The sequence below is a fragment of the Ruminococcus sp. AF17-12 genome (assembly GCF_003479245.1).
GTDB classification, from domain to species: domain Bacteria; phylum Bacillota; class Clostridia; order Lachnospirales; family Lachnospiraceae; genus Blautia_A; species Blautia_A fusiformis.
In genome coordinates this window covers 133,111-155,762 of the sequence record NZ_QUGY01000001.1, presented here as the reverse complement: position 1 = coordinate 155,762, position 22,652 = coordinate 133,111, and the positions used below count along the sequence as shown (strand labels likewise).

At 45.2% G+C, this 22,652-nt stretch carries 21 protein-coding genes and 1 pseudogene; 15 read left to right on the top strand and 7 right to left on the bottom strand.

The annotated features are described in order from the left end of the window. The first annotated feature begins 28 nt into the window (after positions 1 to 28). Positions 29 to 970 carry an RpnC/YadD family protein gene (locus tag DWW77_RS00780; RefSeq protein ID WP_118607880.1) on the top strand — a complete coding sequence of 314 codons (942 nt, stop codon included), beginning with the start codon at positions 29 to 31 and terminating at the stop codon, positions 968 to 970. Positions 971 to 1,039: 69 nt separating this feature from the next. On the opposite strand, the gene DWW77_RS00775 is transcribed toward DWW77_RS00780, so the two are convergent. Together DWW77_RS00775 and DWW77_RS00770 are read right to left on the bottom strand one after the other, a co-directional pair. After that, entirely contained in the window at positions 1,040 to 1,684 is a 645-nt protein-coding gene (locus DWW77_RS00775; protein ID WP_118607879.1) for a type I phosphoribosyltransferase, read from the bottom strand. A gap of 368 nt (positions 1,685 to 2,052) precedes the next feature. Continuing rightward, complete coding sequence (locus DWW77_RS00770) at positions 2,053 to 2,505, bottom strand: Hsp20/alpha crystallin family protein (protein ID WP_015525518.1); 453 nt, start codon at positions 2,503 to 2,505, stop codon at positions 2,053 to 2,055. Between the two features lie 515 nt (positions 2,506 to 3,020). Here DWW77_RS00770 and DWW77_RS00765 point away from each other — a divergent pair. Then, on the top strand, positions 3,021 to 4,652 hold the full coding sequence (locus DWW77_RS00765; protein WP_243164922.1) for a glycoside hydrolase family 36 protein: 1,632 nt from the start codon (positions 3,021 to 3,023) through the stop codon (positions 4,650 to 4,652). A 15-nt stretch (positions 4,653 to 4,667) separates the two neighbouring features. Here DWW77_RS00765 and DWW77_RS00760 read toward each other — a convergent pair whose 3' ends face one another. Next, a complete protein-coding gene (locus tag DWW77_RS00760) occupies positions 4,668 to 5,513 on the bottom strand; it encodes an AraC family transcriptional regulator (protein WP_044962271.1) in 846 nt (281 codons plus the stop codon). 362 nt (positions 5,514 to 5,875) lie between these two features. Here DWW77_RS00760 and DWW77_RS00755 point away from each other — a divergent pair, with 362 nt between their 5' ends. Next, positions 5,876 to 7,000: an aldo/keto reductase gene (locus DWW77_RS00755; RefSeq protein WP_118514234.1), complete on the top strand. Its 1,125-nt coding sequence runs from the start codon at positions 5,876 to 5,878 to the stop codon at positions 6,998 to 7,000. Between the two features lie 49 nt (positions 7,001 to 7,049). Beyond that, positions 7,050 to 8,141 carry a PTS sugar transporter subunit IIC gene (locus DWW77_RS00750; protein ID WP_015525523.1) on the top strand — a complete coding sequence of 364 codons (1,092 nt, stop codon included), beginning with the start codon at positions 7,050 to 7,052 and terminating at the stop codon, positions 8,139 to 8,141. A gap of 91 nt (positions 8,142 to 8,232) precedes the next feature. On the opposite strand, the gene DWW77_RS00745 is transcribed toward DWW77_RS00750, so the two are convergent. Further along, complete coding sequence (locus DWW77_RS00745) at positions 8,233 to 9,312, bottom strand: DnaJ C-terminal domain-containing protein (protein WP_118607877.1); 1,080 nt, start codon at positions 9,310 to 9,312, stop codon at positions 8,233 to 8,235. 365 nt (positions 9,313 to 9,677) lie between these two features. Between DWW77_RS00745 and DWW77_RS00740 the strand changes: the two genes are divergently transcribed. Both DWW77_RS00740 and DWW77_RS00735 read left to right on the top strand, forming a co-directional pair. Then, complete coding sequence (locus DWW77_RS00740) at positions 9,678 to 10,631, top strand: SH3 domain-containing protein (RefSeq protein WP_270427332.1); 954 nt, start codon at positions 9,678 to 9,680, stop codon at positions 10,629 to 10,631. Positions 10,632 to 10,708: 77 nt separating this feature from the next. After that, positions 10,709 to 11,620 carry a LysR family transcriptional regulator gene (locus DWW77_RS00735; protein ID WP_118514135.1) on the top strand — a complete coding sequence of 304 codons (912 nt, stop codon included), beginning with the start codon at positions 10,709 to 10,711 and terminating at the stop codon, positions 11,618 to 11,620. Between the two features lie 183 nt (positions 11,621 to 11,803). On the opposite strand, the gene DWW77_RS00730 is transcribed toward DWW77_RS00735, so the two are convergent. Further along, positions 11,804 to 12,322 carry a nitroreductase family protein gene (locus tag DWW77_RS00730; RefSeq protein WP_118607876.1) on the bottom strand — a complete coding sequence of 173 codons (519 nt, stop codon included), beginning with the start codon at positions 12,320 to 12,322 and terminating at the stop codon, positions 11,804 to 11,806. A gap of 249 nt (positions 12,323 to 12,571) precedes the next feature. On the opposite strand from DWW77_RS00730, the gene DWW77_RS00725 reads away from it, so the two are divergent. Beyond that, on the top strand, positions 12,572 to 12,844 hold the full coding sequence (locus DWW77_RS00725; RefSeq protein WP_118607875.1) for an acylphosphatase: 273 nt from the start codon (positions 12,572 to 12,574) through the stop codon (positions 12,842 to 12,844). A gap of 13 nt (positions 12,845 to 12,857) precedes the next feature. On the opposite strand, the gene DWW77_RS00720 is transcribed toward DWW77_RS00725, so the two are convergent. Continuing rightward, entirely contained in the window at positions 12,858 to 14,093 is a 1,236-nt protein-coding gene (locus tag DWW77_RS00720; protein ID WP_118607874.1) for a CdaR family transcriptional regulator, read from the bottom strand. A gap of 311 nt (positions 14,094 to 14,404) precedes the next feature. Here DWW77_RS00720 and DWW77_RS00715 point away from each other — a divergent pair, with 311 nt between their 5' ends. Next, the gene (locus tag DWW77_RS00715; RefSeq protein WP_118607961.1) at positions 14,405 to 15,535 is read left to right on the top strand and encodes a glycerate kinase family protein; all 1,131 of its coding nucleotides are present in this window, start codon (positions 14,405 to 14,407) and stop codon (positions 15,533 to 15,535) included. Positions 15,536 to 15,668: 133 nt separating this feature from the next. Here the strand turns inward: DWW77_RS00715 and DWW77_RS00710 are convergent, their stop codons facing one another. Then, entirely contained in the window at positions 15,669 to 17,462 is a 1,794-nt protein-coding gene (locus DWW77_RS00710) for a flavin reductase (RefSeq protein ID WP_118607873.1), read from the bottom strand. Positions 17,463 to 17,752: 290 nt separating this feature from the next. Here DWW77_RS00710 and DWW77_RS00705 point away from each other — a divergent pair, with 290 nt between their 5' ends. The 7 genes and pseudogenes from DWW77_RS00705 (at position 17,753) to fabD (ending at position 22,625) form a co-directional block, all read left to right on the top strand. Further along, a complete protein-coding gene (locus tag DWW77_RS00705) occupies positions 17,753 to 18,391 on the top strand; it encodes a Crp/Fnr family transcriptional regulator (protein ID WP_110102719.1) in 639 nt (212 codons plus the stop codon). 10 nt (positions 18,392 to 18,401) lie between these two features. Beyond that, a pseudogene (locus DWW77_RS00700) lies at positions 18,402 to 18,503 on the top strand (GNAT family N-acetyltransferase); the annotation flags it as partial. A 23-nt stretch (positions 18,504 to 18,526) separates the two neighbouring features. Continuing rightward, positions 18,527 to 19,093 carry a tRNA 5-(aminomethyl)-2-thiouridylate-methyltransferase MnmM gene (gene mnmM, locus DWW77_RS00695; RefSeq protein WP_110102720.1) on the top strand — a complete coding sequence of 189 codons (567 nt, stop codon included), beginning with the start codon at positions 18,527 to 18,529 and terminating at the stop codon, positions 19,091 to 19,093. Positions 19,094 to 19,149: 56 nt separating this feature from the next. After that, positions 19,150 to 19,422 (top strand): DUF1294 domain-containing protein, encoded by a 273-nt coding sequence (locus DWW77_RS00690; protein ID WP_118607871.1) that lies wholly within the window; start codon positions 19,150 to 19,152, stop codon positions 19,420 to 19,422. 276 nt (positions 19,423 to 19,698) lie between these two features. Beyond that, on the top strand, positions 19,699 to 20,664 hold the full coding sequence (locus DWW77_RS00685) for a beta-ketoacyl-ACP synthase III (protein WP_118514120.1): 966 nt from the start codon (positions 19,699 to 19,701) through the stop codon (positions 20,662 to 20,664). A 92-nt stretch (positions 20,665 to 20,756) separates the two neighbouring features. Beyond that, positions 20,757 to 21,701: an enoyl-[acyl-carrier-protein] reductase FabK gene (gene fabK, locus DWW77_RS00680; RefSeq protein WP_110102723.1), complete on the top strand. Its 945-nt coding sequence runs from the start codon at positions 20,757 to 20,759 to the stop codon at positions 21,699 to 21,701. Positions 21,702 to 21,704: 3 nt separating this feature from the next. Next, entirely contained in the window at positions 21,705 to 22,625 is a 921-nt protein-coding gene (gene fabD / locus DWW77_RS00675) for an ACP S-malonyltransferase (RefSeq protein WP_118607870.1), read from the top strand. The last annotated feature ends 27 nt before the right edge of the window (positions 22,626 to 22,652 follow it).

Here is a 22,652-nt window from a genome sequence, read left to right as displayed (position 1 = left end):
TAATTGTATATACCAGAAGGAGTATTGTTTGAGAGATAATACGATTTTTGATGATGTTTTTCGTACTATGATGGAGAAAATGACGTTTCTGGTCGTGCCTTTGATCAATGATGTTTTTCATACATCATACCCGGCTGATGTGGAGATTGTGCAGCTGCGTAATGAGTATCAGCGGGTGGATGGTGAGATTATTACGGATTCTCGGCTGTTGATCGGAAACAGGATTTATCATATAGAATGTCAGAGTACGGATGACACGACAATGGCTGTACGGATGATAGAGTATGATTTTGCAACTGCTGTTGAGTTTGCCAGAAAGCAGGGACGGAGGTATCGGATGGAGTTTCCACGTTCTTGTGTGTTGTATCTGAGAAATAGTAGGAATACGCCGGATTTTCTGGAAGTGGATGTGGTTTTTCCGGATGGAGGATGTCATTTGTACAGAGTGCCTGCCATTAAAGTAGAGAATTATACAAAAGATAATATATTTGAAAAGAGTCTTCTTATGCTGCTTCCTTTTTATATCATGCGATATGAAAAAAGAGGGCATGAGATGAGTGAGAATCCACAACTTTTTCAGGAATTACTGAATGAATATGAAGTGATCCGGAGTAAACTGGAGGTAGAGATCACTGAATCTGGAAGGTCCGAACTGTTCAGTGATCTGATTGGACTGATAACTCGGATATCTGATCATATTTTCAGAAATGAGGAGAAAGTCCGGAAAGGAATAGGTGAGATTATGGGTGGACATGTTCTGGAACTGGAATCTGAGAAAAGGGCAAGACTGATGGCGGAAGCTAAAGAACAGGGGCGAGAACAGGGAATGGCCCAGGGAATGGCCCAGGGGGAAGAACGACTTAGTGTTCTGATCAACAGGCTTATACTTGATAATCGTGGTAATGAGATTCAGAAGGTTGTTACAGATAAAGAAATGCGTGAAGCTATGTACAGAGAATATCAATTATAATAAGAAAAGATAAAGAGAATCCCCCACTGGTTTTGCTATCCATGGGGGATTCGTTGATTGATCTGAATCTTATAATACAGAATATCCGTAACTGCTGACAATAGCATCGATCTTCTGGCGGTTTTTGCACAGTGGGCAGTTGTCAGAGCGGTAGGAGTGATAGTCCGGGATGTCTCTGGCCTGAAAGATAGAGTGGACAGGGAGTGTGGCTACACTGTCTACACTGCTGTAGATGGCTGCCACGCCGCGGATCTTACCGCCATAGTACAGAACGCTTTCGATAGCTCGGTTCAATGTGGATCCGGTGGTGATGGAACCATTTAGGACGAGGATGTTTTTTCCATTGATCATTGGTTCATAGTTGTCGCGGAAGATCATCTGCCCGGTGCTGTTGAACTCAGGGGTGATGACGTAGATGGTCTGGTGTGCGTTCATGGAAAGGACGCCGGCTTTGGTCAGTTCTTCGGCGAGATAAGCACCGATCACTTCAAGTCCGTCCATGCAGACGATGGTGTCTACCGGAATGGATGCTTCGTAATTTGCTGCGAGAGCGGATGCAATACGCTGTGCTTCAGCGCATCTGGATTTCATAGTAGTGAGATCCAGGTAGTGTGTGATATGGGACTGGGATGTTACGAAGTGTCCCGGAATCATTTTAAGCTGTATGCGGTTGTCATTGCGTGCATAAATTTTTATGATGTTGTCCTGATCCATAATAAAAACCTCCTGTCGTGATCATGTTTTACGTGGTTGTTCAGGAGAATTATCCTGAAGGATTACGAAACAGATTTATTTAACCGAATGCGGATTGCAAATATCCGATTAGCTGTGCATATTATACCATTAATTTCAAAAAAATGAAATAATATAATACAAAATATATAAAAAATATTCAAAAGATCAAGCATATTTGTTAAAAAATATCCAATATCATGAAAACTTTGACAAAAGGATCATTACTATAGAGTGAAAGTATTTGTGAGTACGTAGTAAATTGGAAAGAGAGTGTCATATGTATTATTGAGTATAAAAAAGAGGAGGAGAATCCCTATGGATCCTCCCCCTGTGAGAGTGAGTCAATGTCAGCCTTCAATAGATACATATTTATCAGCTTCAATCTCTTCAGCTGCTTTTTTCGGAATAGAAAGTCTCAGAACACCGTTCTCAAATTTTGCATGGACATCTTCGTTTTTTACACCATTACCAACATAGAAGCTTCTGCTTGTGCTGCCGGCATAACGTTCACGGCGGATATAATTGCCTTTCTTGTCTTCCTCGTCTTTGTCAAGACCCTTGGCAGCGGAGATGGTAAGATAACCATCCTTCAGCTGTACCTGTACTTCATCTTTCTTAAATCCTGGAAGATCTACATCCAGCTCATAGCCTTTATCTGTTTCACGTACATCAGTTTTCATGATATTTTTTGCATGTTTGCCATAAAGAGGGTTCTTTCCGCTAAAGAAATTATCTCTGAATCCAAAATCATCCATCCAGTCATCAAATAAGTTTTCTCCAAATACACTCGGGAACATCATAAGTCATTTCTCCTTTCAAATTGAAAAGCCGTTCCGGTGGATCAAGAAATCCAACTGTTGCCGGTATATAGTTACCACTTCGGGTTATTCCGCAGTGGTGATCGTTTGGTTTTATTCTGAACATCTGGAAGTTCTTTTTTATCTCCTTCTTTGTTCTATATGTAATATAACACTTGTTGCTAGCAAAGTCAAGAGGTGAGTGCTAAAAAATTGTGAAGAATTTGTGTTAAGTAAAATGAAAAACTAATTTCCACCTTTAGCCCCTTATGTTCTTATATTAAAAAGCGAATCGGACAAGGACTGAAAATCTTATGCAGATTGAACATTCTGCAATGTTATAATAACTTTAAAGCATAGAAAAAATCAAAAAAATCAATATAATAAGGCATATAGACAAAATGTATTAAAAAAATTTTTCGTACATTCTTCTGAGTTGAACAGACGATAGAAAGACAGTATTCATGAGTATGCAGGTAAAGCAAAATGTAAATGAAAAAGTACAGGAGGAGAGAATAATGCAGAAAAAATATGCAGATTTTAAGCTTGGGGTACCGGATTATGTAACAGTGGAAACAGAAGAGGAGAGACTTGTGTGCCAGGGAGGGCAGACGACAGTAGCTGCCGGTGCAACTACTGTGGAATTTCAGAACGCAGGTGAACATGAGGATATATTTGTCACATCCGAGGATGCAGTGAGATGTGTGAAACTGAGATGGAACTACAAGATCCCGAAATCCGCCAGATTTCTGGGAGATGCCTGGGAACGTACCTATGGTGATGCGGAATGGCATGGAATGAGCGGAAACCGTTATCTGCCATGGTATTTTCTGGCGAAGCTTTCTGAGAAGGTTCTCTGCTTTGGCGTAAAGGTCCGTCCTTCTGCTATGTGCTGCTGGCAGGTGGATACCAAAGGAATTACTTTGTTTCTGGATGTTCGCTGCGGAAATACAGGAGTACAGCTGAAAGGAAGAAAGCTGTGTGCCGCACAGATCGTCTGCATGGAAGCAGAAGGAGCAGATACTTTTGAAACTGCACAGAAATTCTGTGAAAAAATGTGTACAGATCCGATCTTCCCGGAGTTTCCGGTATATGGAAGCAATAACTGGTACTATGCTTACGGTGACAGCTCCGAAGAGGAGATCTTAAGTGATACCGATTATATCCTGAAACTGACCGAAGGTGTAAAAAATCCTCCGTTCATGGTCATTGATGATTGCTGGCAGGAGCATCACCGCCTGGATGAATACAACGGTGGACCATGGACAAAAGGCAATGACAGATTTCCGGATATGAAAGGTCTTGCAGACAAGCTGGAGAAAAAAGGTGTCCGCCCGGGTATCTGGGTCCGTCTGCTTCTTAATGAAGATGAGAATATCCCGAATGAGTGGAGGATTTCCTATAATGACTGTCTCGATCCGTCCCACCCGGATGCACTGGAATATATCCGTAAAGATATCGAGAGGATCTGTGATTGGGGATACACGCTGATCAAGCATGATTTTTCTACCTTTGATCTCTTTGGAAAATGGGGATTTGAGGCGAATTTAAGAGACAATTCCATGGAGAAATGGCATTTTTATGATCAGACCAAAACCAGCGCAGAAATCGTAAAAATGCTTTATCAGGAGATTTATGATGCTTCCCGGAGCAACAACGCAGTGATCATCGGCTGCAATACTATCGGACATCTCGGCGCAGGCCTGATGCATCTGAACCGGACCGGTGACGATACCAGCGGACGTATCTGGGAGCGTACCAGACGAATGGGCGTAAATACGCTGGCATTCCGTCTTCCGCAGCACAATACGTTTTACCATATTGATGCAGACTGTGTCGGTATTTTCGGAATGATCCCATGGGAGAAAAATCGTCAGTGGGCAGACGTTCTTGCAAAGAGCGGTACACCACTGTTTGTATCCGCAAAACCTGGAGTTTTGAATCCGGAGGAATTTGAGGAGCTGCATCAGATCATGCTGCGTGCATCAGAACAGGAAGAGCATTTTGTTCCGCTTGACTGGGAAGAAATCGACTGCCCGGAGGTATGGGGAGAAAACGGCGAAACTATCACTTATGACTGGTTTGACAACGAAGGTCCGACCATGGATGCTACGGTGGAGTACTATAATGCCAAGGTAGTTGTTCCGTAAATCAGGAAAAGTGGTTCAGCAATCCAGAAGATCCTCGGCATGATGATATTTTTCCCGGTATTCCCGTGGCGTCATGCCGGTTTCTTTTTTGAAGGCACGGGAAAAGGCAAATGGATTTTGATATCCGCAGGAGAACGCCACGCTGGAGACAGGGATATCCGTGATGGTCAGAAGCTCCCGGGCGTTGATGATCTTGGCTGAAGTCAGGAATGCTTGGGGTGTGGTTCCAAGATGTTTTTTAAAAAGTCCGTAAAGGTGGCTGCGGCTGATATGGAGATAGTCAGCAACATCTGTCACAGTGATATTCTGTAGCGGACTTTTTTTGATGTAATCAACAGCCTGTGTGATGTAAAAATTCTCATTGGATTCCATGGTGGTGTAGGAAGCATGAAATTCTTCCTCCAGCAGGGCAATGATCCGGTAAAGACCGCTCTGGATATAGGCCTCACCGGAAGGCGTCAGTTGTGGATGAGCCATCATTTCAAGAATAGTTTCCTGATATGGAAGAACCGAATTCAGCTGCTGGACCGGAGTTTCCCCGGTAAGATGGCAGTGTTCGCAAAGCGTTGGAGCGTTTTCCCCGTTGAAACAGATCCAGATATAAGTCCAGGGATCAGAAGGTTCCGCTTTGTAGAGAGAGCTGGTCACAGGAGGAATGAAAAAGCACTGTCCGGCTTTCAAGGTATATTTCCGGTTGTTCATATAGAAATATCCCTGTCCGCTCAGCACAAAATGGATGGTGTAATATCGCCGGACACCAGGGCCGTAGGACTGTTCCGGTGTACATTTTTCCCAGCCGCAGGAAATAAGATGAAGTTCTTTTGATGAAGTCTGGCGGTTCATGACCTGCTTGTTTTTCATGAGAGTTTTCTGCCTTTCGATATATGGTTATTATAAGTAATATCAGTTTAAAATATTTGATCTGAGGTGTAAAGAACAAAGATGAACTGATAGGACAAAAGACAGTTGCCGTGCGATAAACGTGTGGCAGCTGTTTTTCTGTTTTCTGCAAAAATTCAGACGTAATGCAGGCATTGTCTTGACACTTGTAAAAGAAAAAGGTTTACCACCAGGAAAAATATCGTTATAATAGGAGAAACGCAGTTTCTCTGCGGCAAAAATATAACGGTCCGGGAGATATCTGTGTCAGAAATATTGCTTATCCGGTGATATATCAGATGATATGAGGAATTTTCCGGTATGTAATAAGAAGGGAGAAAGATATGGCATATTTAGGTGAAGAGATCAAAAAACTTGGTTTTGGCCTTATGAGACTTCCGCAGAAATCAGAAGGTGTGATCGATGTGGAGCAGACCAAAGTCATGGTGGACAAATTTATGGAAGCCGGATTTACATATTTTGATACAGCATGGGCTTATGCAGGAAGCGAAGATGCTATCCGCGAAGCACTGGTAGAGCGTTATCCGAGAGAAAAATATCAGCTAGCCACCAAGATGGCAGCCTGGATCAACTGCAAGACAAGAGATGAAGCTCTTGCACAGTTTAAAACATCTCTGGAGAGAACAAAGGCAGGATATTTCGACTTTTATCTTCTCCACAATCTTGGAGAGCACAGAACAAAATATTTTGATGAGTACGGTTTATGGGACTGGATTCGTGAACAGAAAGAAGCCGGTCTGATCAGACATGCAGGATTTTCGTTCCATTCCACACCGGAGGAACTGGATGCACTTCTCACTGCACATCCGGAAATGGAATTTGTACAGCTGCAGATCAATTACGCAGACTGGGAAAATCCGGCGATCCAGTCAAGAGCCTGCTACGAGGTAGCCAGAAAACATGGAAAACCCGTCATTATCATGGAACCTGTAAAAGGCGGCATGCTTGCAACTCCGCCGGAAGCAGTGGAAAAGCTTCTGAAGGAAGCAGAGCCGGAAGCATCTACAGCATCCTGGGCGATCCGTTTTGCGGCAAATCTGGAAGGCGTGATCACCGTACTTTCCGGAATGAGCAATGTTGCACAGATGGAGGATAACCTTTCCTTTATGAAGGATTTCAACGGCCTTACTGACAGTGAGAAGGAGACTCTTGATAAGGCAAGAGAGGCTATGAGCAAAATTCCTCTGATTCCATGCACAACCTGTAACTACTGTGCAAAGGTCTGTCCGATGGAAATCGGAATTTCCGGTTCTTTTACAGCAATGAATTATCTGACATTGTACGGAAATAAAGCCGCCGCAGCGCATCAGGAAGACTGGCTGGTAGTCAGTCATGGCAGAAAGCGTGCAGATGAATGTGTAAAATGCGGACAGTGTGAGGAAGTATGTCCTCAGCACATTTCCATCCGCGAGGAACTTGAGAAAGTAAGCGAGACCTTTTGCAAATAAAGGAACTGATCCGGCAGGAAGCGGATCAGGGTAAGGAGAGAGTTTAAAAATGGAAAAATTCAAAGCATTTCTGAAACGGAAAGATATTGAGATATCTCTGAAGAGATATGGTATCGATGCACTGGGAGCCATGGCACAGGGACTTTTCTGTTCCCTGCTGATCGGTACGATCATCAACACCATTGGCACGCAGTTTCACATTCCGTTTCTGACTATGGCAGTTGCCACAGTCAATGATACCCAGTACACAGTAGGTTCTCTGGCATCTGCCATGAGCGGCCCTGCCATGGCAGTAGCCATCGGTTACGCCTTGCATTGCCCGCCGCTGGTATTGTTTTCGCTGATCACCGTTGGATTTGCCTCCAACGCACTTGGCGGAGCAGGCGGTCCTCTGGCTGTACTGTTTGTTGCCATTGTTGCAGCTGAGATCGGTAAGGCAGTTTCCAAGGAGACGAAGATCGATATCCTTGTAACGCCTCTTGTAACCATCGGTGTGGGCGTAGGTCTTTCCGCATGGTGGGCACCGGCCCTTGGAAAAGCTGCTATGAAGGTAGGAAGCGTGATCATGTGGGCAACAGATCTGCAGCCATTCTTTATGGGCATCCTGGTTTCTGTATTTGTTGGAATCGCACTGACGCTGCCGATCTCTTCTGCTGCGATCTGCGCGGCTCTGGGACTTACCGGACTGGCAGGCGGCGCTGCAGTAGCGGGCTGCTGTGCGCAGATGGTAGGTTTTGCGGTTATGTCCTTTAGGGAAAACAAATGGGGTGGTCTTGTCTCTCAGGGAATTGGAACTTCCATGCTCCAGATGGGTAATATTGTCAGAAATCCAAGGATCTGGATCGCTCCGATTGTAACATCTGCTATCACAGGACCTATTGCAACCTGCTTGTTCAGGCTTCAGATGAACGGAACTGCTGTATCCTCAGGAATGGGTACCTGCGGTTTTGTAGGTCAGATCGGTGTGTATACAGGATGGATGAATGATATTGCAGAAGGAACCAAGACAGCTGTTACAGCTATGGACTGGGCAGGACTTTTTCTGATCTCTTTTATTCTCCCGGCAGTTCTCTGCCCGTTGATCAATATGTTTGTACGTAAGCTCGGATGGGTGAAAGATGGAGATATGACGCTGTCATAAGCTATATCAGATCTTACTTTAAAATCAAAAAAGAGTATCACAGGAACTCATTGATAGTGATGAGCTTTGTGATACTCTTTTATTTTAACTTTTATGCTACATGTGATCCGGTGGCATTACTCCGTTCCAGTCCACAGGCCTTTGCATATTCATGGAGTTTCTCTTTTGCGGAATAATTCAGATCCTGAGGAACCTGGATCTGAATGGTTACATACTGATCACCGCGGACGGAAGGGTTCTTCATGGAAACAATGCCTTTTCCTCTCAGGCGGATCTTGGAACCGGACTGCATACCTTCCCTGATCTTACAGATAACATTTCCGTAAAGGGTGGGAACGGTGGCTTCACCGCCGAAAACAGCGGTTGTGTAAGGAATAGAAATGGTGGTATAAACATCCGATCCCTTTCGTTCATAGCCAGGACGTGTTCCTACGGTAACCTTCAGAAGAAGGTCACCAGGCTCGCCGCCGCCGGTTCCGGGCATGCCTTTTCCTTTCAGACGGATACTCTTGCCGGTATCAATACCTGCCGGAATATGAATCTGAAGTGTCTGCGGTGCACCGGAGCTTCCGTCCGGACCGGACAGAGAAATTCTTTTATCAGCACCAAAAGCTGCTTCATCAAAGGTAACGTTGATGCTGGCCTTCACATCAGAACCTTTTTGCGGAAAATCCTGCTGATGGAATCCGCCGAAGCCGTTGCCGCTGTGAAAGCCACTTCCGCCAAATCCACTGTGAAAGCCGCTACCGTTACCGGTGAAATGCTCATATGTGCCATTACTGCCGAAACCGCGGCTTTCGCCGTGACTGCCGTGGAACATATTTCCGAAGATATCACCAAAAATATCGTCCATGTTTTCACCGTTAAAATGAAATTCCTGATAGCTGCCATTGCTGCCACCCTGGAATCCGCCGAATCCACCGGCGCCAGGATCAGCTCCTGCCTCAAACGCGGCATGACCAAACTGATCATACATTTTTTTCTTCTTTGGATCACTTAAGACATCGTAGGCTTCGTTTACTTCTTTAAATTTATCTGCGGCATCTGCATTACCTGCGTTTGTATCCGGATGATATTTTTTGGCCAGTTTACGGTAGGCTTTTTTTATTGTTTTTTCATCTGCGTTCCGGTCAATGCCCAGAACATCGTAATAATCTCTTTTTACTGCCATGGTATTCACCTTCCCTTATATTATAGTCTGCAGCGTCCCGGATGATCGATCTGTCCTCTCAGGGGACAGATCTCCCGGACTGTCATATATTGAACGTATGTGTATAAAATTCCCCGGGAAAAATCCCGGGGGCATTACTTTTATCCTGTTCTACATGTAATATAACACTACTAATTAAAAGTGTCAATACCTGCATTACAGAAAAGAACATTTTGGACTGTGATAAGAGATATGATTCTTACAGCTATCAGCTGAAAATATGATATAATACTACCATAAATTCCGGTGCTGTCTGCTCAGTAAATAAAAAACAGAGAGAGCAGCAGATCAGAGAAAGATCCAAAAAAGAAAAGGAGGCGTATAATATGAGAAAAAGAACTCTTCTGTCTAATATAAAGGCAGTAAAAAAGCTGGTACTTCTGACATTTATACTGGCAGCAGCTTTTCCGGCGACGATCCGGGAGGCAAGGGCAGCAGCAGGAACCACTTTTAAAGTCAAAGTCACAGATGGATACCTGGCTCTTCGAAGTGAGAAGGCTTTTGACAAAGGCAATGAGATCGGACAGCTGAATACAGGAGATCTTGTGGAAGTTACAAATCGGAAGGACGCTACCTACTGGTATGCATACGTGCCAAGACTGGATAAGTCCGGATATCTGGACAAAAACTATATCCAGATAGCAGAGAACGCCACAGCTTCCAACGATTCCTGGACAGTAAAGGTAAAAAAAGGCTATCTGGCTCTTCGAAGTACCGCAGCTTACAATGACAGTAACGAGATCGGACGCCTGAATACCGGAGATACCGTTCTTGTAAAGGACAGCAGTGATTCTACTTATTGGTACGTATATGCCCCGGGGCTTGATAAATCCGGATATGTGGATAACCGGTATATCTACAACAGTGGTCTGTGGACAGTTAAAGTAGAAACGGGTTATCTTGCCCTTCGCAACAAGGCAGCCTATAATGAAAGCAATGAGATCGGACAGCTGAATACCGGTGACACGGTTCAGGTGAAGGACACCAGCAACGATCAGTACTGGTATGTATATGTTCCGCAGCTGGATAAGACAGGTTATGTTGACAGGAACTATCTTACCGGAGGCTCAGGTACGACAACTCCATCCATGACTGTTAAAGTGGAAAGCGGATATCTGGCTCTGCGCAGTGCAAAGGCGTATGACAAGGACAATGAGATCGCCCAGCTGAATAACGGAGATACGGTGGAAGTTATTGAGAAGAAAGACAGTACTTACTGGTATGTATATGTTCCGAAGCTTGGAAAAGAAGGATATGTAGATAAGAACTACCTTAAATAAAAAGATAAAGGATGCTTGTTGCCGGGTCTGTCTGAAGAGGAACAGAGAGCCGGAACAAGAAACGGGGAGGCAGAAAGATGACTCTGGCACAGCTCAGATATACCATAGCAATTGCAAAAGCCGGATCTATGAACGAGGCAGCAAAAAGCCTTTATATTTCTCAGCCCAGTCTTTCCACGGCAATCCGGGAGCTGGAAGCAGAAACCGGTGTTGAGATATTCCGAAGAACGAACCGCGGAATCGCCGTAACACCTGCAGGCGAAGAATTTCTGGGGTATGCAAGGCAGGTGGTGGAACAGTACGAACTGATGGAAGCCAAATATATTTCCAAGGAACAGTCACGCAAAAAATTCAGTGTTTCCATGCAGCATTATACCTTCGCAGTCAATGCCTTCGTGGAGCTGGTAAAGCAGTTTGGTATGGATGAGTACGAATTTGCGGTCCACGAGACCAAGACGCATCAGGTCATCGAAGATGTTCGTAATTTCAAGAGTGAGATCGGAATCCTCTACGTAAATGAGTTTAACCATAATGTGCTTGCAAAAATGTTTCACGAGTATGGTCTGGAGTTTCACGAACTTCTTAATTGTCGGATCTACGTTTACATGTGGAAGGGGCATCCTCTGGCGAAGCGTGAGAAGATCACGCTGGAAGAACTGAAGGAATATCCGTGTCTGTCCTTTGAACAGGGAGAAAATAACTCCTTTTATTTTGCGGAGGAGGTTTTGAGCACCTATGAATACAAACGGCTGATCAAAGCCGATGACAGGGCTACTATGCTGAACCTGATGGTAGGACTGAATGGATATACCTTATGCTCCGGTATTATCTGTGAGGATCTTAATGGTTCCGATTACTGTGCTGTGAAGCTGGATTCCGATGAGATCATGACAATCGGTTATATTGCCAGAAAGGGTGTTAACATCAGTGCCCTTGGAAAAAAATATCTGGAGGAGATTTCCAGATATAAGGATAAAGCACTGAAATAAGAGAAAATAAAATCTGACAGATCACTGCCGGAGAAGAAGGGAAAAGCTTCTGGTATTTATGATACCGGAGGGCTGTTTCCCTGTGTATTCTCAGATACGTAGCAATGCGTATCATGCAGAAATCTGTCAGATTTTTATTTACATTAAAAGTTTTTAGCAGTGGAAATTTTATTTGCAAGACGATCACACGCGGATTACAAAACCATCCTTACGCGGTTTGGCTCTTGGATACTCACAGTCACGGTATCCAAGAACACAGTGGCCCACGCCGATATATTCTTCTGGAACACCCCACTGCTTCTTCAGCTCTTTTCCCTCCTCGGAGTCAAAAACTTCTCTTGCACGGTGAATCCAGCAGGAGTCCACGCCGAGAGCATGTGCGGCATTCATGAGATTTCCCATCACAAGACTTCCGTTTTCCACACAGGTGTCCATTTTGCTGTCGGAAAAGACAATGATCACAGTTGGGGCGCCGTAGAACGGATCTGAGGTGCTTCCCATAACAGCTGCGTTCATTTTGGAAAGCCTCGCAACCAGCTCCGGATCCTGTGTCACTACCATAAGAGTGCTCTGCTGTCCCATGCCGCTGGGGGAATATTTTCCTGCTTCCAGGATCGTATCCAGAGTTTCTTTCGGAACAAGTTCTTTTTTGTAGGCGCGGATGCTTCTGCGTTCTAACAGGTTTTTGATGCTTTCATTCATGATCATTACCTCCTGATGTTAAATTTTGTTGAAAATATTTTCTGCAAAAGAAAGTAAATTTCTTTTTATTCTGATAAAAACTATTATAACGTAGATGATTATAGTTTCCAATAGGCAGAAGGATATAACTTTACAATTTATAAAGAAATATTATATAATCTGGTTATGATATTCCTGCGGCGGATGCGGGAGACTTTCGGGTGGAGATACAGAGACAGAATAGTTAAGACAGAAAATATGAGGTGCCAGATGGAAAAGATTCGGAAACATTTTTATTTTTCAGGAAGAGTACAGGGAGTAGGCTTTCGTTACCGCTCTTATTATATTGCACAGTCCATGGGACTGACCGGCTGGGTACGGAATCTCTGGGATGATCGTGTGGAAATGGAATTACAGGGAACCAGAGAAGAAATCCGGGAGATGGTAGAGCGCCTTTCTCAGCAGAGCTTTGTGGAGATCGAGGGGATTGAAGCGAGGGAGATCCCACTGGAGGAGGAGTTTGGATTTCATGTGAAAGGATAGTGAAATGGCTGGTTCATTCCAGCTCCAGTGCCAGATACAACAGAACAGCGTCCCGGAATTTCCGGGGATTGAGACCACATTTTTTATAAATGTGGTTTAATTTATATTGAAGAGTATTTTTGTGGAGAAAAAGCTTCTCTGCGGTATCAGCCAGAGACATTTCCAGGGAAAAATAAGTTCGCAGAAGGTCCTTTTCATCCGGGGAAAGCTGATAAATAGTTTTTACGAAAAATTCTTCGCGGTCTTTCCGAGACACAGAAGAGAGAATGATTTCCAGAGTGAGATCATCAAAAACTGCATAATTTTCTGTACAGATATTGTCAGTAAGGGGCTGGTGAAGGCTCCTCAGGGTAGTTTCCGCAGTATTCAGGGAAAGTCCAAGCTGATACAGAGGTACAGCCTTTCCAACTGCAATGGCCAGAGTGTCTGCATGCTTTTGGGCAAAATTACGAAGCACTGCGGAAAGAGCAGAAAAATTGGAATTGTCTGCAACAGCAAGATAATCTCCGGGATAGCGGAAGGTGTGCAGGGTGATCCCGGCGGTTTTGAAAAAAATTTGGATCTGATGTTCCGAAAGAACAGATCCGATGCCAGAGTCTGAGTCTGGAGTTTCTGGCTGTGGAGAGGCTTCTGGAGAGAGAGTTGTATTTTTGGGATCTGTCAGAGAAACAGAACTTTCTGAGGATTCCGGAATCCTGCGGGCGATCTTTACGGAAGGATTTCTGCCGGAAGCAGCCGGATACGTATGGATCAATATCAGCCGTTTGGGCGTGTCCGGATCAATCTGAAATTCTCTCAGGCATCTCAGAAGATATTCCGGATTCTGGGTCTCCCCATGGAGAAGAGAGCTGATGACAAATTGCTTTTTGTCCGCCTGGTGCCGGCTGTACTGGCCAAGCTCCTGTTCACGGATCAGAAGGCTGGTGATACGTTGTGCCAGAAAGGCATACTTGCGTACCTTTTCCGGGGAACCGGTGATGCCAATCACAGCCAGAAGACAGTCTTCATGGTAAAGAGGCATGTTGATACCCTGGCGTGTTCCTGTAAAATTGTCAGATTCAGCCACCTCGATGGTAGTACCGGTTACAGCAGCTTTCCGTCCGATCTCATGATAGGTTCCGATCCTGGCAGAGTTTGTACTGGCGATAATGGTGCCGGACGGGTTGATAAAATTGATATCGTAGCTGCAGACATCCTTGATCGTGTTGACGATCTGCTGGGCAAGGGTGTGGCTGATGTGTGTGATCATGGAATCCTCCTGGAAAGACTGATAGTATTTATATTACGGAAGGCCTGATTTTATATTTATGCAGGTAAACGAAATGAGAATACAGGATCTACAGGGTGCTTTCTTTTGGTCAGTATATCATATATGTTTTATGAATTCAATTTGAGCATGTTATTTATAACAAAAAAATATAAAAATAAAGAAAAAATATAGTATATATAATATATACATCCATGCTTAATTTTATTATGATTAAAAACAGAAGCAAGCTTGAATGGAATGGAGAGTACGGATATCAGGTTTACATAAAAATCATACAGGAGGAAAATAAAATGAAGGTAGTAACAGCGATCGATTCTTTTAAGGGCAGTATGACATCCATGGAGGCAGGCTTTGCAGCCGCTGAAGGTATCCATCGTGTGGATGCGGACGCAGAAGTTCAGGTAAGACCACTGGCAGACGGTGGAGAGGGGACCGTGGAAGCCCTTGTTGCAGGAATGAACGGAAAAACAGAGTATGTAAAGGTTACAGGGCCTCTTGGCGAGCCGGTGATCTGTGAGTATGGCATCATCGAAAGCACAAAGACTGCAGTGATCGAGATGGCCGGTGCAGCAGGGATCACGCAGGTACCGGATGAAAAAAGAAATCCTCTTTATACCACAACCTACGGTGTCGGTGAGGTGATCAGGGACGCCATCGAAAAAGGCTGCCGCAGATTTATTGTGGGTATCGGCGGAAGCGCCACCAATGACGGTGGTGTGGGAATGCTTCAGGCACTTGGCTATGCATTTCTGGACAAAGACGGAAAGCAGGTCCTTCCGGGAGCAAGAGGCTTGAAAGACATCACAGAGATCACAGATGCCTATGTGATCCCGGAGCTTGCAGAATGTAAATTCCGTGTTGCCTGCGATGTCACAAATCCTCTTTGCGGAGAGTTTGGATGCAGTGCCATCTACGGACCGCAGAAGGGTGCTACACCGGAGATGATCCAGGACATGGATCAGTGGCTGGGTGCCTACGCAGAGCTTGCAAAGGAGCGTTTTCCGAAAGCAGATCCAAAGTATCCGGGAACAGGTGCCGCCGGCGGAATGGGATTTGCATTCCTGACCTTTACCGATGCAGTTCTGGAATCCGGGATCAATATCGTGCTGGATGAGACAAAACTTGAGGACTACATCAAAGACGCGGATTTTGTGATCACAGGTGAGGGACGCATGGATGGACAGACAGCCATGGGAAAAGCGCCGGTAGGTGTTGCAAAGCTTGCAAAGAAATATGGAAAAAAAGTGATCGCCTTTGCAGGTGCCGTACAGCGTGACGCAAGAGCCTGCAACGATGCAGGAATCGATGCCTTTTTCCCGATCCTCCGTGGAGTGGTAACTCTGGAGGAGGCCATGAAAAATGAGAATGCAAAGCAGAATCTGGCAGATACTGCAGAGCAGGTTATCAGACTGATGAAATAAAAGATATTGAAGAGAACGATACCGCAAAAAGACAGGCCATTCAAAGACCTGTCTTTTGCAGTTTATAAGGTTTATAATTTGTAAAAACAAGGGAGTTGTAACCGGATAAGATCAGCTGATCCGGATTTTTGCCTTATCCTTCGATCGGCTCAAAATCCACAGCGCCATGCTTGCACAGCGGGCAGATGATATCTTCAGGAAGTTCATCGCCTTCATAGATGTATCCGCAGACTTTACATACCCAGCCTTTTTTGCCCTCGGTCTGTGGCTTTGGCTTTACATGTTTCTGGTAGTAGGTGTAAGTCATGGTATCCTGATCGCTCATGACGCGGGCCTCTGTGACGCTGCAGATGAACATTCCGTGAGTGCCGAGATCCACATAGTTTTCTACCTTCAGGGACATGAAAGCATTGATATATTTGTCCAGGAATACCAGGCCGTTGTCGGAGTGGTTTACTTTCTGGCCGGCAAATTTATCGGTGCTTCTGCCGGACTGGAAGCCGAACTGCTCAAAAACAGAGAACGGAGCATCTGTGGACAGGCAGTTTACGTTCATGATACCGGTCTGCTGAATCACGTGGTGAGAGTAGTTTGCCTTGTTGATGTTGACAGCCACGCGATATGGGTTGTCGGTAAGCTGTGTAACGGTATTGACGATCAGACCGTTGTCCTTTTTGCCATCGTTGGAGGTTACCACATAGAGGCCGTAACCGATGCGGAACAGAGCGGTCATATCATTTTTGTTGGCAAGATCATCGCTTTTTGCAATGTATTCCTGGCAGAGCTCATCAGCCATAGCTTCCATCTGTCTGCGGTTTTCTTCGTTTACTGCAGACATGATCTTAACTGTGGTATTCAGCCAGTTGATCTTTTTGCATTTGGAAAGCATTTCTTTCATGACCTTCGCTGCCAGCGGTGCCCAGCTTCCGTTTTCAATCAGTCCTACAGTGCGGTTCTGGAAGTTGTGCTCTGCCAGACGGGTAATAAAGTCGTTCATAAACGGATAGATACCTGCATTATATGTGGTGGTTGCGAGAACCAGCTTGGAGTAACGGAAAGCATCGCTCAGTGCCTGGGACATATCATCTCTTGCAAGGTCATAGATCAGAACACGCGGACATCCTTTGGCACGGAATTTATCGGCAAGCTGTGCGACTGCTGTTCTTGTGTGGCCGTAAACGGAAGTGTAGGCGATCACGATTCCGTCATCCTCCGGTGTATAGGAAGACCAGGTATCATAGAGACTGATATAATGTCCAAGATCTTCAGTAAGAACCGGTCCGTGGAGCGGGCAGATGGTCTGGATATCCAGAGTTGCGGCTACTTTCAGAAGATTCTGCACCTGCACACCATATTTTCCAACGATGCCGATATAGTATCTTCTTGCCTCATCGTCCCATGGTTCATCTGCATCCAGGGCACCGAATTTTCCGAAGCCGTCTGCGGAAAAAAGAACCTTTTCTGTGCTGTCATAAGTGACCATAACCTCCGGCCAGTGAACCATCGGTGCAAATACAAAAGTCAGATTGTGTTTTCCAAGGGAAAGGGTTCCGCCGTTATCTACGATGATCTGATGACCTTCCAGATCCAGGTCAAAGAAATTCTGCATCATGGCGAAGGCTTTTTTGTTGGAAACAACGATGGTGTCCGGATAAGCCTTCAGGAAGTTTGCGATGTTGGCTGCATGATCCGGTTCCATATGCTGTACGATCAGATAATCCGGTTTCCGGTCACCCAGAACTTTCTGGATATTATCAAGCCATTCGTGAGTAAAATTTGCATCTACCGTATCCATAACCGCAATTTTTTCGTCCAGGATCACATAGGAGTTGTAGGACATGCCGTTCGGCACTTTGTACTGGCCCTCAAAAAGGTCAACCTGATGATCATTAACGCCTACATATTTGATGGTATCTGTGATTTTCATGAGCGATTCCTCTTTTCTTTCTATGGTGGATTTATTTATATGCTTCAGGTTTTGTTTGTTTCTTAACTTTGATAAAAATATAACAGAAATCGACAACAAAAACTGTTGCAAATACAACAAAACAGAAAAAAATTCCAGACTTTACATTTTTTTCGTGCTGGTATAAAATCAGAAACATGCAGCAAAATAAAATACGGATATCTGCTTTGAGAGTCCTCTTACATAGTCCTGGATGCAGAGAGAAAAGTACAGATATGCGGAAGATTATTTTGCCGGTGGGAGGAAAATTTATGGAGCATATCACTTTATTTACGGATATTTTGCCCGAAGAACAGGAAAGGATGCGTGTCTGCTTCAAAGTCCGGGAGAAAGTTTTTCAGAATGGAGAAACCATAATGGAATATTCCAGCTCCATGAAAAAGATCGGTCTGATCCAGGAGGGAAGAGCAGTTCTCTACTGCTGTGACGAGGATGGAAATGAGTATGTCATCGATGAATTGAATAAGGACAGTGTATTTGGCGAACCGTTTCTGCTTTCGTCAGATTCCCAGCATTATTATGTATGTGCCACTACCGTGACGAAAGTGCTGTTTATTGATTATGAGCATGTGATCAAGCGCTGTGAAAATGCCTGTCATCATCACAGCCAGATGGTCAGTAATCTGCTGCAGATGACGGCCCTTCGTTCCGGACAGCAGACAGATCGGATATACATGCTTTCACGATCCTCCACCCGGAAGAAGCTGATAGCCTATCTGCATTCTCTGGCTGCGGAAAAAAATGCCGGGAAATTCAAGCTGCCCATGTCCTATACCGCACTGGCCCAGTACTTAAGTGTGGACCGGAGTGCCATGATGCGGGAGATCAAAAATCTCTCGGATGAGGGTGTGATCCGAAGAGACGGACGGAATGTGGAGCTGCTTAAATAAAGAAGATCATCATGAGAGACTTGGATTTATCCAGCTTGGCGTGATCCCGAAGGGGTTCCGTATGAAGGACGGACATTATGAGGATATCTGTCCGTATTATCATGAACTGTAAGAGAATTTTGAAAGGATTTTTAAATGAAAAATCTTCAGATCACTGCATACACGCAGCATTTTATACGGCAGCAGGTCATGCCGGGAGACATTTGTATCGATGCAACAATGGGAAATGGCAATGACACGGCTCTGTTAAGCCAGCTTGCAGGAAAAAGGGGACGGGTTCTGGCTTTTGACATTCAGAAGCAGGCACTGGAACATACGGAGGAGCGCCTGAAAAGAGATAACTGTCCGGAAAATTATCAGCTTCTTCTGGAATCCCATGAGAATATGGATGTTTATGCAGAAGCAGAAACAGTGTCCTGCATCACCTTTAATCTGGGATATCTTCCCGGTGGAGACCATTCGGTGGCAACCAGAGCAGACAGCAGCAAAAGAGCGGTGGAAAGCGGACTTAAGCTTCTGAAAAAAGGCGGACTTATGACACTTTGCATTTACAGTGGCGGGGATACGGGATATCAGGAACGGGATGAGATGCTTGTGTTTATCCGTCAGCTGGATCCTCATAAATATCTGGTGATCCTGTCGGAATATGCAAACCGGCCCAATGATCCGCCCATACCGGTGCTGATCATCAAACTGCAATGAAGACATAAATCGGTTACTGTCCGAAATACAGGACACAGATCCCTGAGGGAGCTATCATGAATGATTACATATATTATTATCTGCTTGCAGTCAATATCCTGGCCTTTGTACTTTTCGGGGTTGACAAGCAGAAAGCATGTCGTAATAAATGGCGGATCCCGGAGAAGACCCTGATCTTAAGCGCTGTCATCGGTGGCAGCGTCGGGGCAATCCTTGGCATGAGATTTTTTCACCACAAAACCCGAAAAGCCAGATTTGCAATTGGTGTACCGGTGATACTGCTGGTGCAGATTGGTGTGGTGTGCCTGGTACAGTGGGCGATGAAGTAAAATTATGAAGGCAATAACTATAAATGCAATAACCATAAATACAATACTTGTCTGAAAAAAACAAGACAGCTGTCACAGGACAGAGGAGAGACCAATACTCCACGCCTGGGCAGCTGTTATTTTTTTCATAAAAGGATGCTCAAAAATTCCTTCTTGACAAATACTTTTATGATGATATAATTTGATAATCAAAATATTTTAAGATAAAAGATAATTCAGAGAACAGCAGTACAGATTTATACAGACTGATTTAAGACAGATATCATGGAGAAAAATATGACAGGTAAAATATGCGGAACCGGTTCCTGGGCACCGGACAGAGTGTGGGATAACAACGATCTGGCAAAGATGGTGGAAACCAGTGATCAGTGGATCCGGGAAAGAACCGGTGTGGTACAGAGACATATTGCAAAAGAGGACGAAGATACTGTGACGATGGCAGCGGGGGCAGCATTAAGAGCTCTGGAAGACGCAGAAATGAAGGCAGAAGAGATCGATCTGATCCTTGTGGCAACCATTTCTCCAACAGAGATCATGCCCTGTGTGGCATGTGGGGTGCAGGAGCGGCTCGGAGCGGAAAATGCTACCTGCTTTGATCTGAACGGCGCCTGCACAGGATCTCTTCTGGCACTGAACACTGCGCAGGCATATTTGGCCCAGGGGATATACAGGAATGTCCTTGTGATCGGTGCGGAAAAGCTGTCCGGTTTAACGGACTGGACAGATCGCGGCACCTGCATTCTTTTCGGAGATGGTGCAGGAGCAGTCGTACTGAGAGCAGAAGAGGGTGGAAGCTATGCGCAGGTGACCCATTCCATCGGAAAAAAAGGCGGTGCACTTACCTTACAGAGCAGAAATCAGATCCGCTATGAAAATGATCCGAAGGCAAAGGAAACCTACATACAGATGAACGGAAAGGAAGTGTTCAGCTTTGCCGTGAGCAAGGTACCGGAGGCTGTGAAGGAGCTTCTTTCCCGAGAGCAGGTTTCCTGTGAAGATATCAGTTATTATCTTCTCCATCAGGCAAATGAGCGGATCATCCGTTCCGCAGCAAGGAGGCTGGGCGAAGACATTTCCAAGTTCCCTATGAATATGGACAGATACGGCAATACTTCTTCCGCAAGTCTTCTTATCCTCCTGGATGAGATGAAAAAAAGCGGAAAACTACAGCGGGGTGACAGACTGGTCCTTGCAGGCTTCGGCGGCGGACTGACGTATGGAGCAAGCCTGATTGAGTATTAAAGCCCCTGTTAATGGAATGTTGAAAATAAGAGTGGAACCAAATAAACCGCGGATGCTTTTATCCGCTTGATTTAATTTTCCGGAGGTAAAAGATGAAAACAAGAGTTACAGAATTACTTGGTATTGAATATCCTATCATCCAGGGCGGTATGGCCTGGGTGGCAGATCATCACATTGCAGCAGCAGTATCCGAGGCAGGTGGCCTGGGACTAATCGCAGCTGCAAATGCACCGGCAGAGTGGGTACGTGAGCAGATCCGTGAGGCGAAAAAACTGACAGATAAGCCTTTTGGTGTAAATATCATGCTGATGAGTCCAAGTGCCGATGAGGTTGCGAAGATCGTTGTAGAAGAAGGCATCAAGGTAGTAACAACCGGTGCCGGAAGCCCGGAAAAATACATGGAAGCATGGAAAGCTGCCGGAGTAAAGGTGATCCCGGTTGTTGCATCTGTAGCTCTTGCAAGAAGAATGGAGCGCTGTGGCGCAGATGCAGTGGTAGCAGAGGGAACCGAGTCCGGAGGACATATCGGTGAGACAACTACTATGGCGCTGGTACCGCAGGTTGTGGATGCAGTAAAGATCCCGGTAATTGCAGCAGGTGGAATTGCAGACGGTCGTGGGATCGCGGCAGCCTTTATGCTGGGTGCAGAAGCCGTACAGATGGGAACCCGATTTGTGGCAACAGAGGAATGTCACGTACATGAGAATTACAAACAGTTCCTTCTGAAAGCCAGAGATATCGACACAAGAGTAACCGGCCGTACCACAGGTCATCCGGTCCGTACTTTAAGAAACCCTATGACAAAGGAATATCTGGAGAAAGAAGCAGCAGGCGCATCCTTTGAGGAACTGGAAATGCTGACACTTGGTGGTCTCAGGAAGGCTGTTGTTGATGGCGATGTAAAAACCGGAAGCGTTATGTCCGGACAGATCGCAGGTATGGTAAAGGATGTACCGACCTGTAAGGAGCTGATGGCAAGACTGATCAGAGAGACAAAAGAGACTGTAAAGAAAAACAGCTTTCTTGTGGAGGAATAATAAATGGGAAAAACAGCATTCATCTTTCCGGGCCAGGGTGCACAGAAGGCCGGAATGGGAAAAGATTTTTATGAGAAATACGATACAGCAAAGGATGTTTTCGACTCTGCCGGCAAGTGGCTGGATTTGGATATGAAAGCACTTTGCTTTGAAGAAAATGACAGGCTTGACCTGACTGAATATACACAGGCTGCACTGGTCACCACCTGTCTTGCCATGGAGAAGGTAGTAGAGGAGATGGGACTTCACCCGGATGTAACTGCAGGATTAAGCCTTGGTGAGTACTGCGCTATTGAAGCTGCCGGCGGCATGGAACTGAAGGATGCTGTTACTACCGTGAGAAAAAGAGGAATCCTTATGGAGCAGGCAGTTCCGGCAGGTAAGGGAAGCATGGCAGCAGTTATGGGAATGGAGACAGAGAAGATCGAGGAAGTGCTTGCAGACATTGCGGATGTAAGTATTGCAAACTACAACTGTCCCGGTCAGATCGTGATCACAGGCCTTGCGGAAGCAGTTGAGGAAGCCTCTGAAAAGCTGAAGGCAGCCGGAGGAAGAAGAGTGATCCCGTTAAATGTCAGCGGACCGTTCCACTCCGCAATGCTTGCCACTGCAGGAAAAGAACTGGGAAAGGTTCTGGAGGGTGTCACACTTCATGAACTTAAAATCCCGTATGTGACAAACGTGACCGCAGAGTATGTGGAAGATCCGGCGGAAACAAAAGCACTTCTGGAAAAACAGATTTTTTCTTCCGTGCGCTGGCAGCAGAGTGTGGAAAATATGATCCGTCAGGGAGTAGATACATTTATTGAGATCGGACCGGGAAGAACCCTTGCCGGATTTATGAGAAAGATCGACAGAAATGTAAAAGTATATAACATCCAGACCGTAGAAGATGCAGAGAAGGTCTGCCGGGAACTGGTATAAATATTGGAAAAACAGATAAAGAATCAA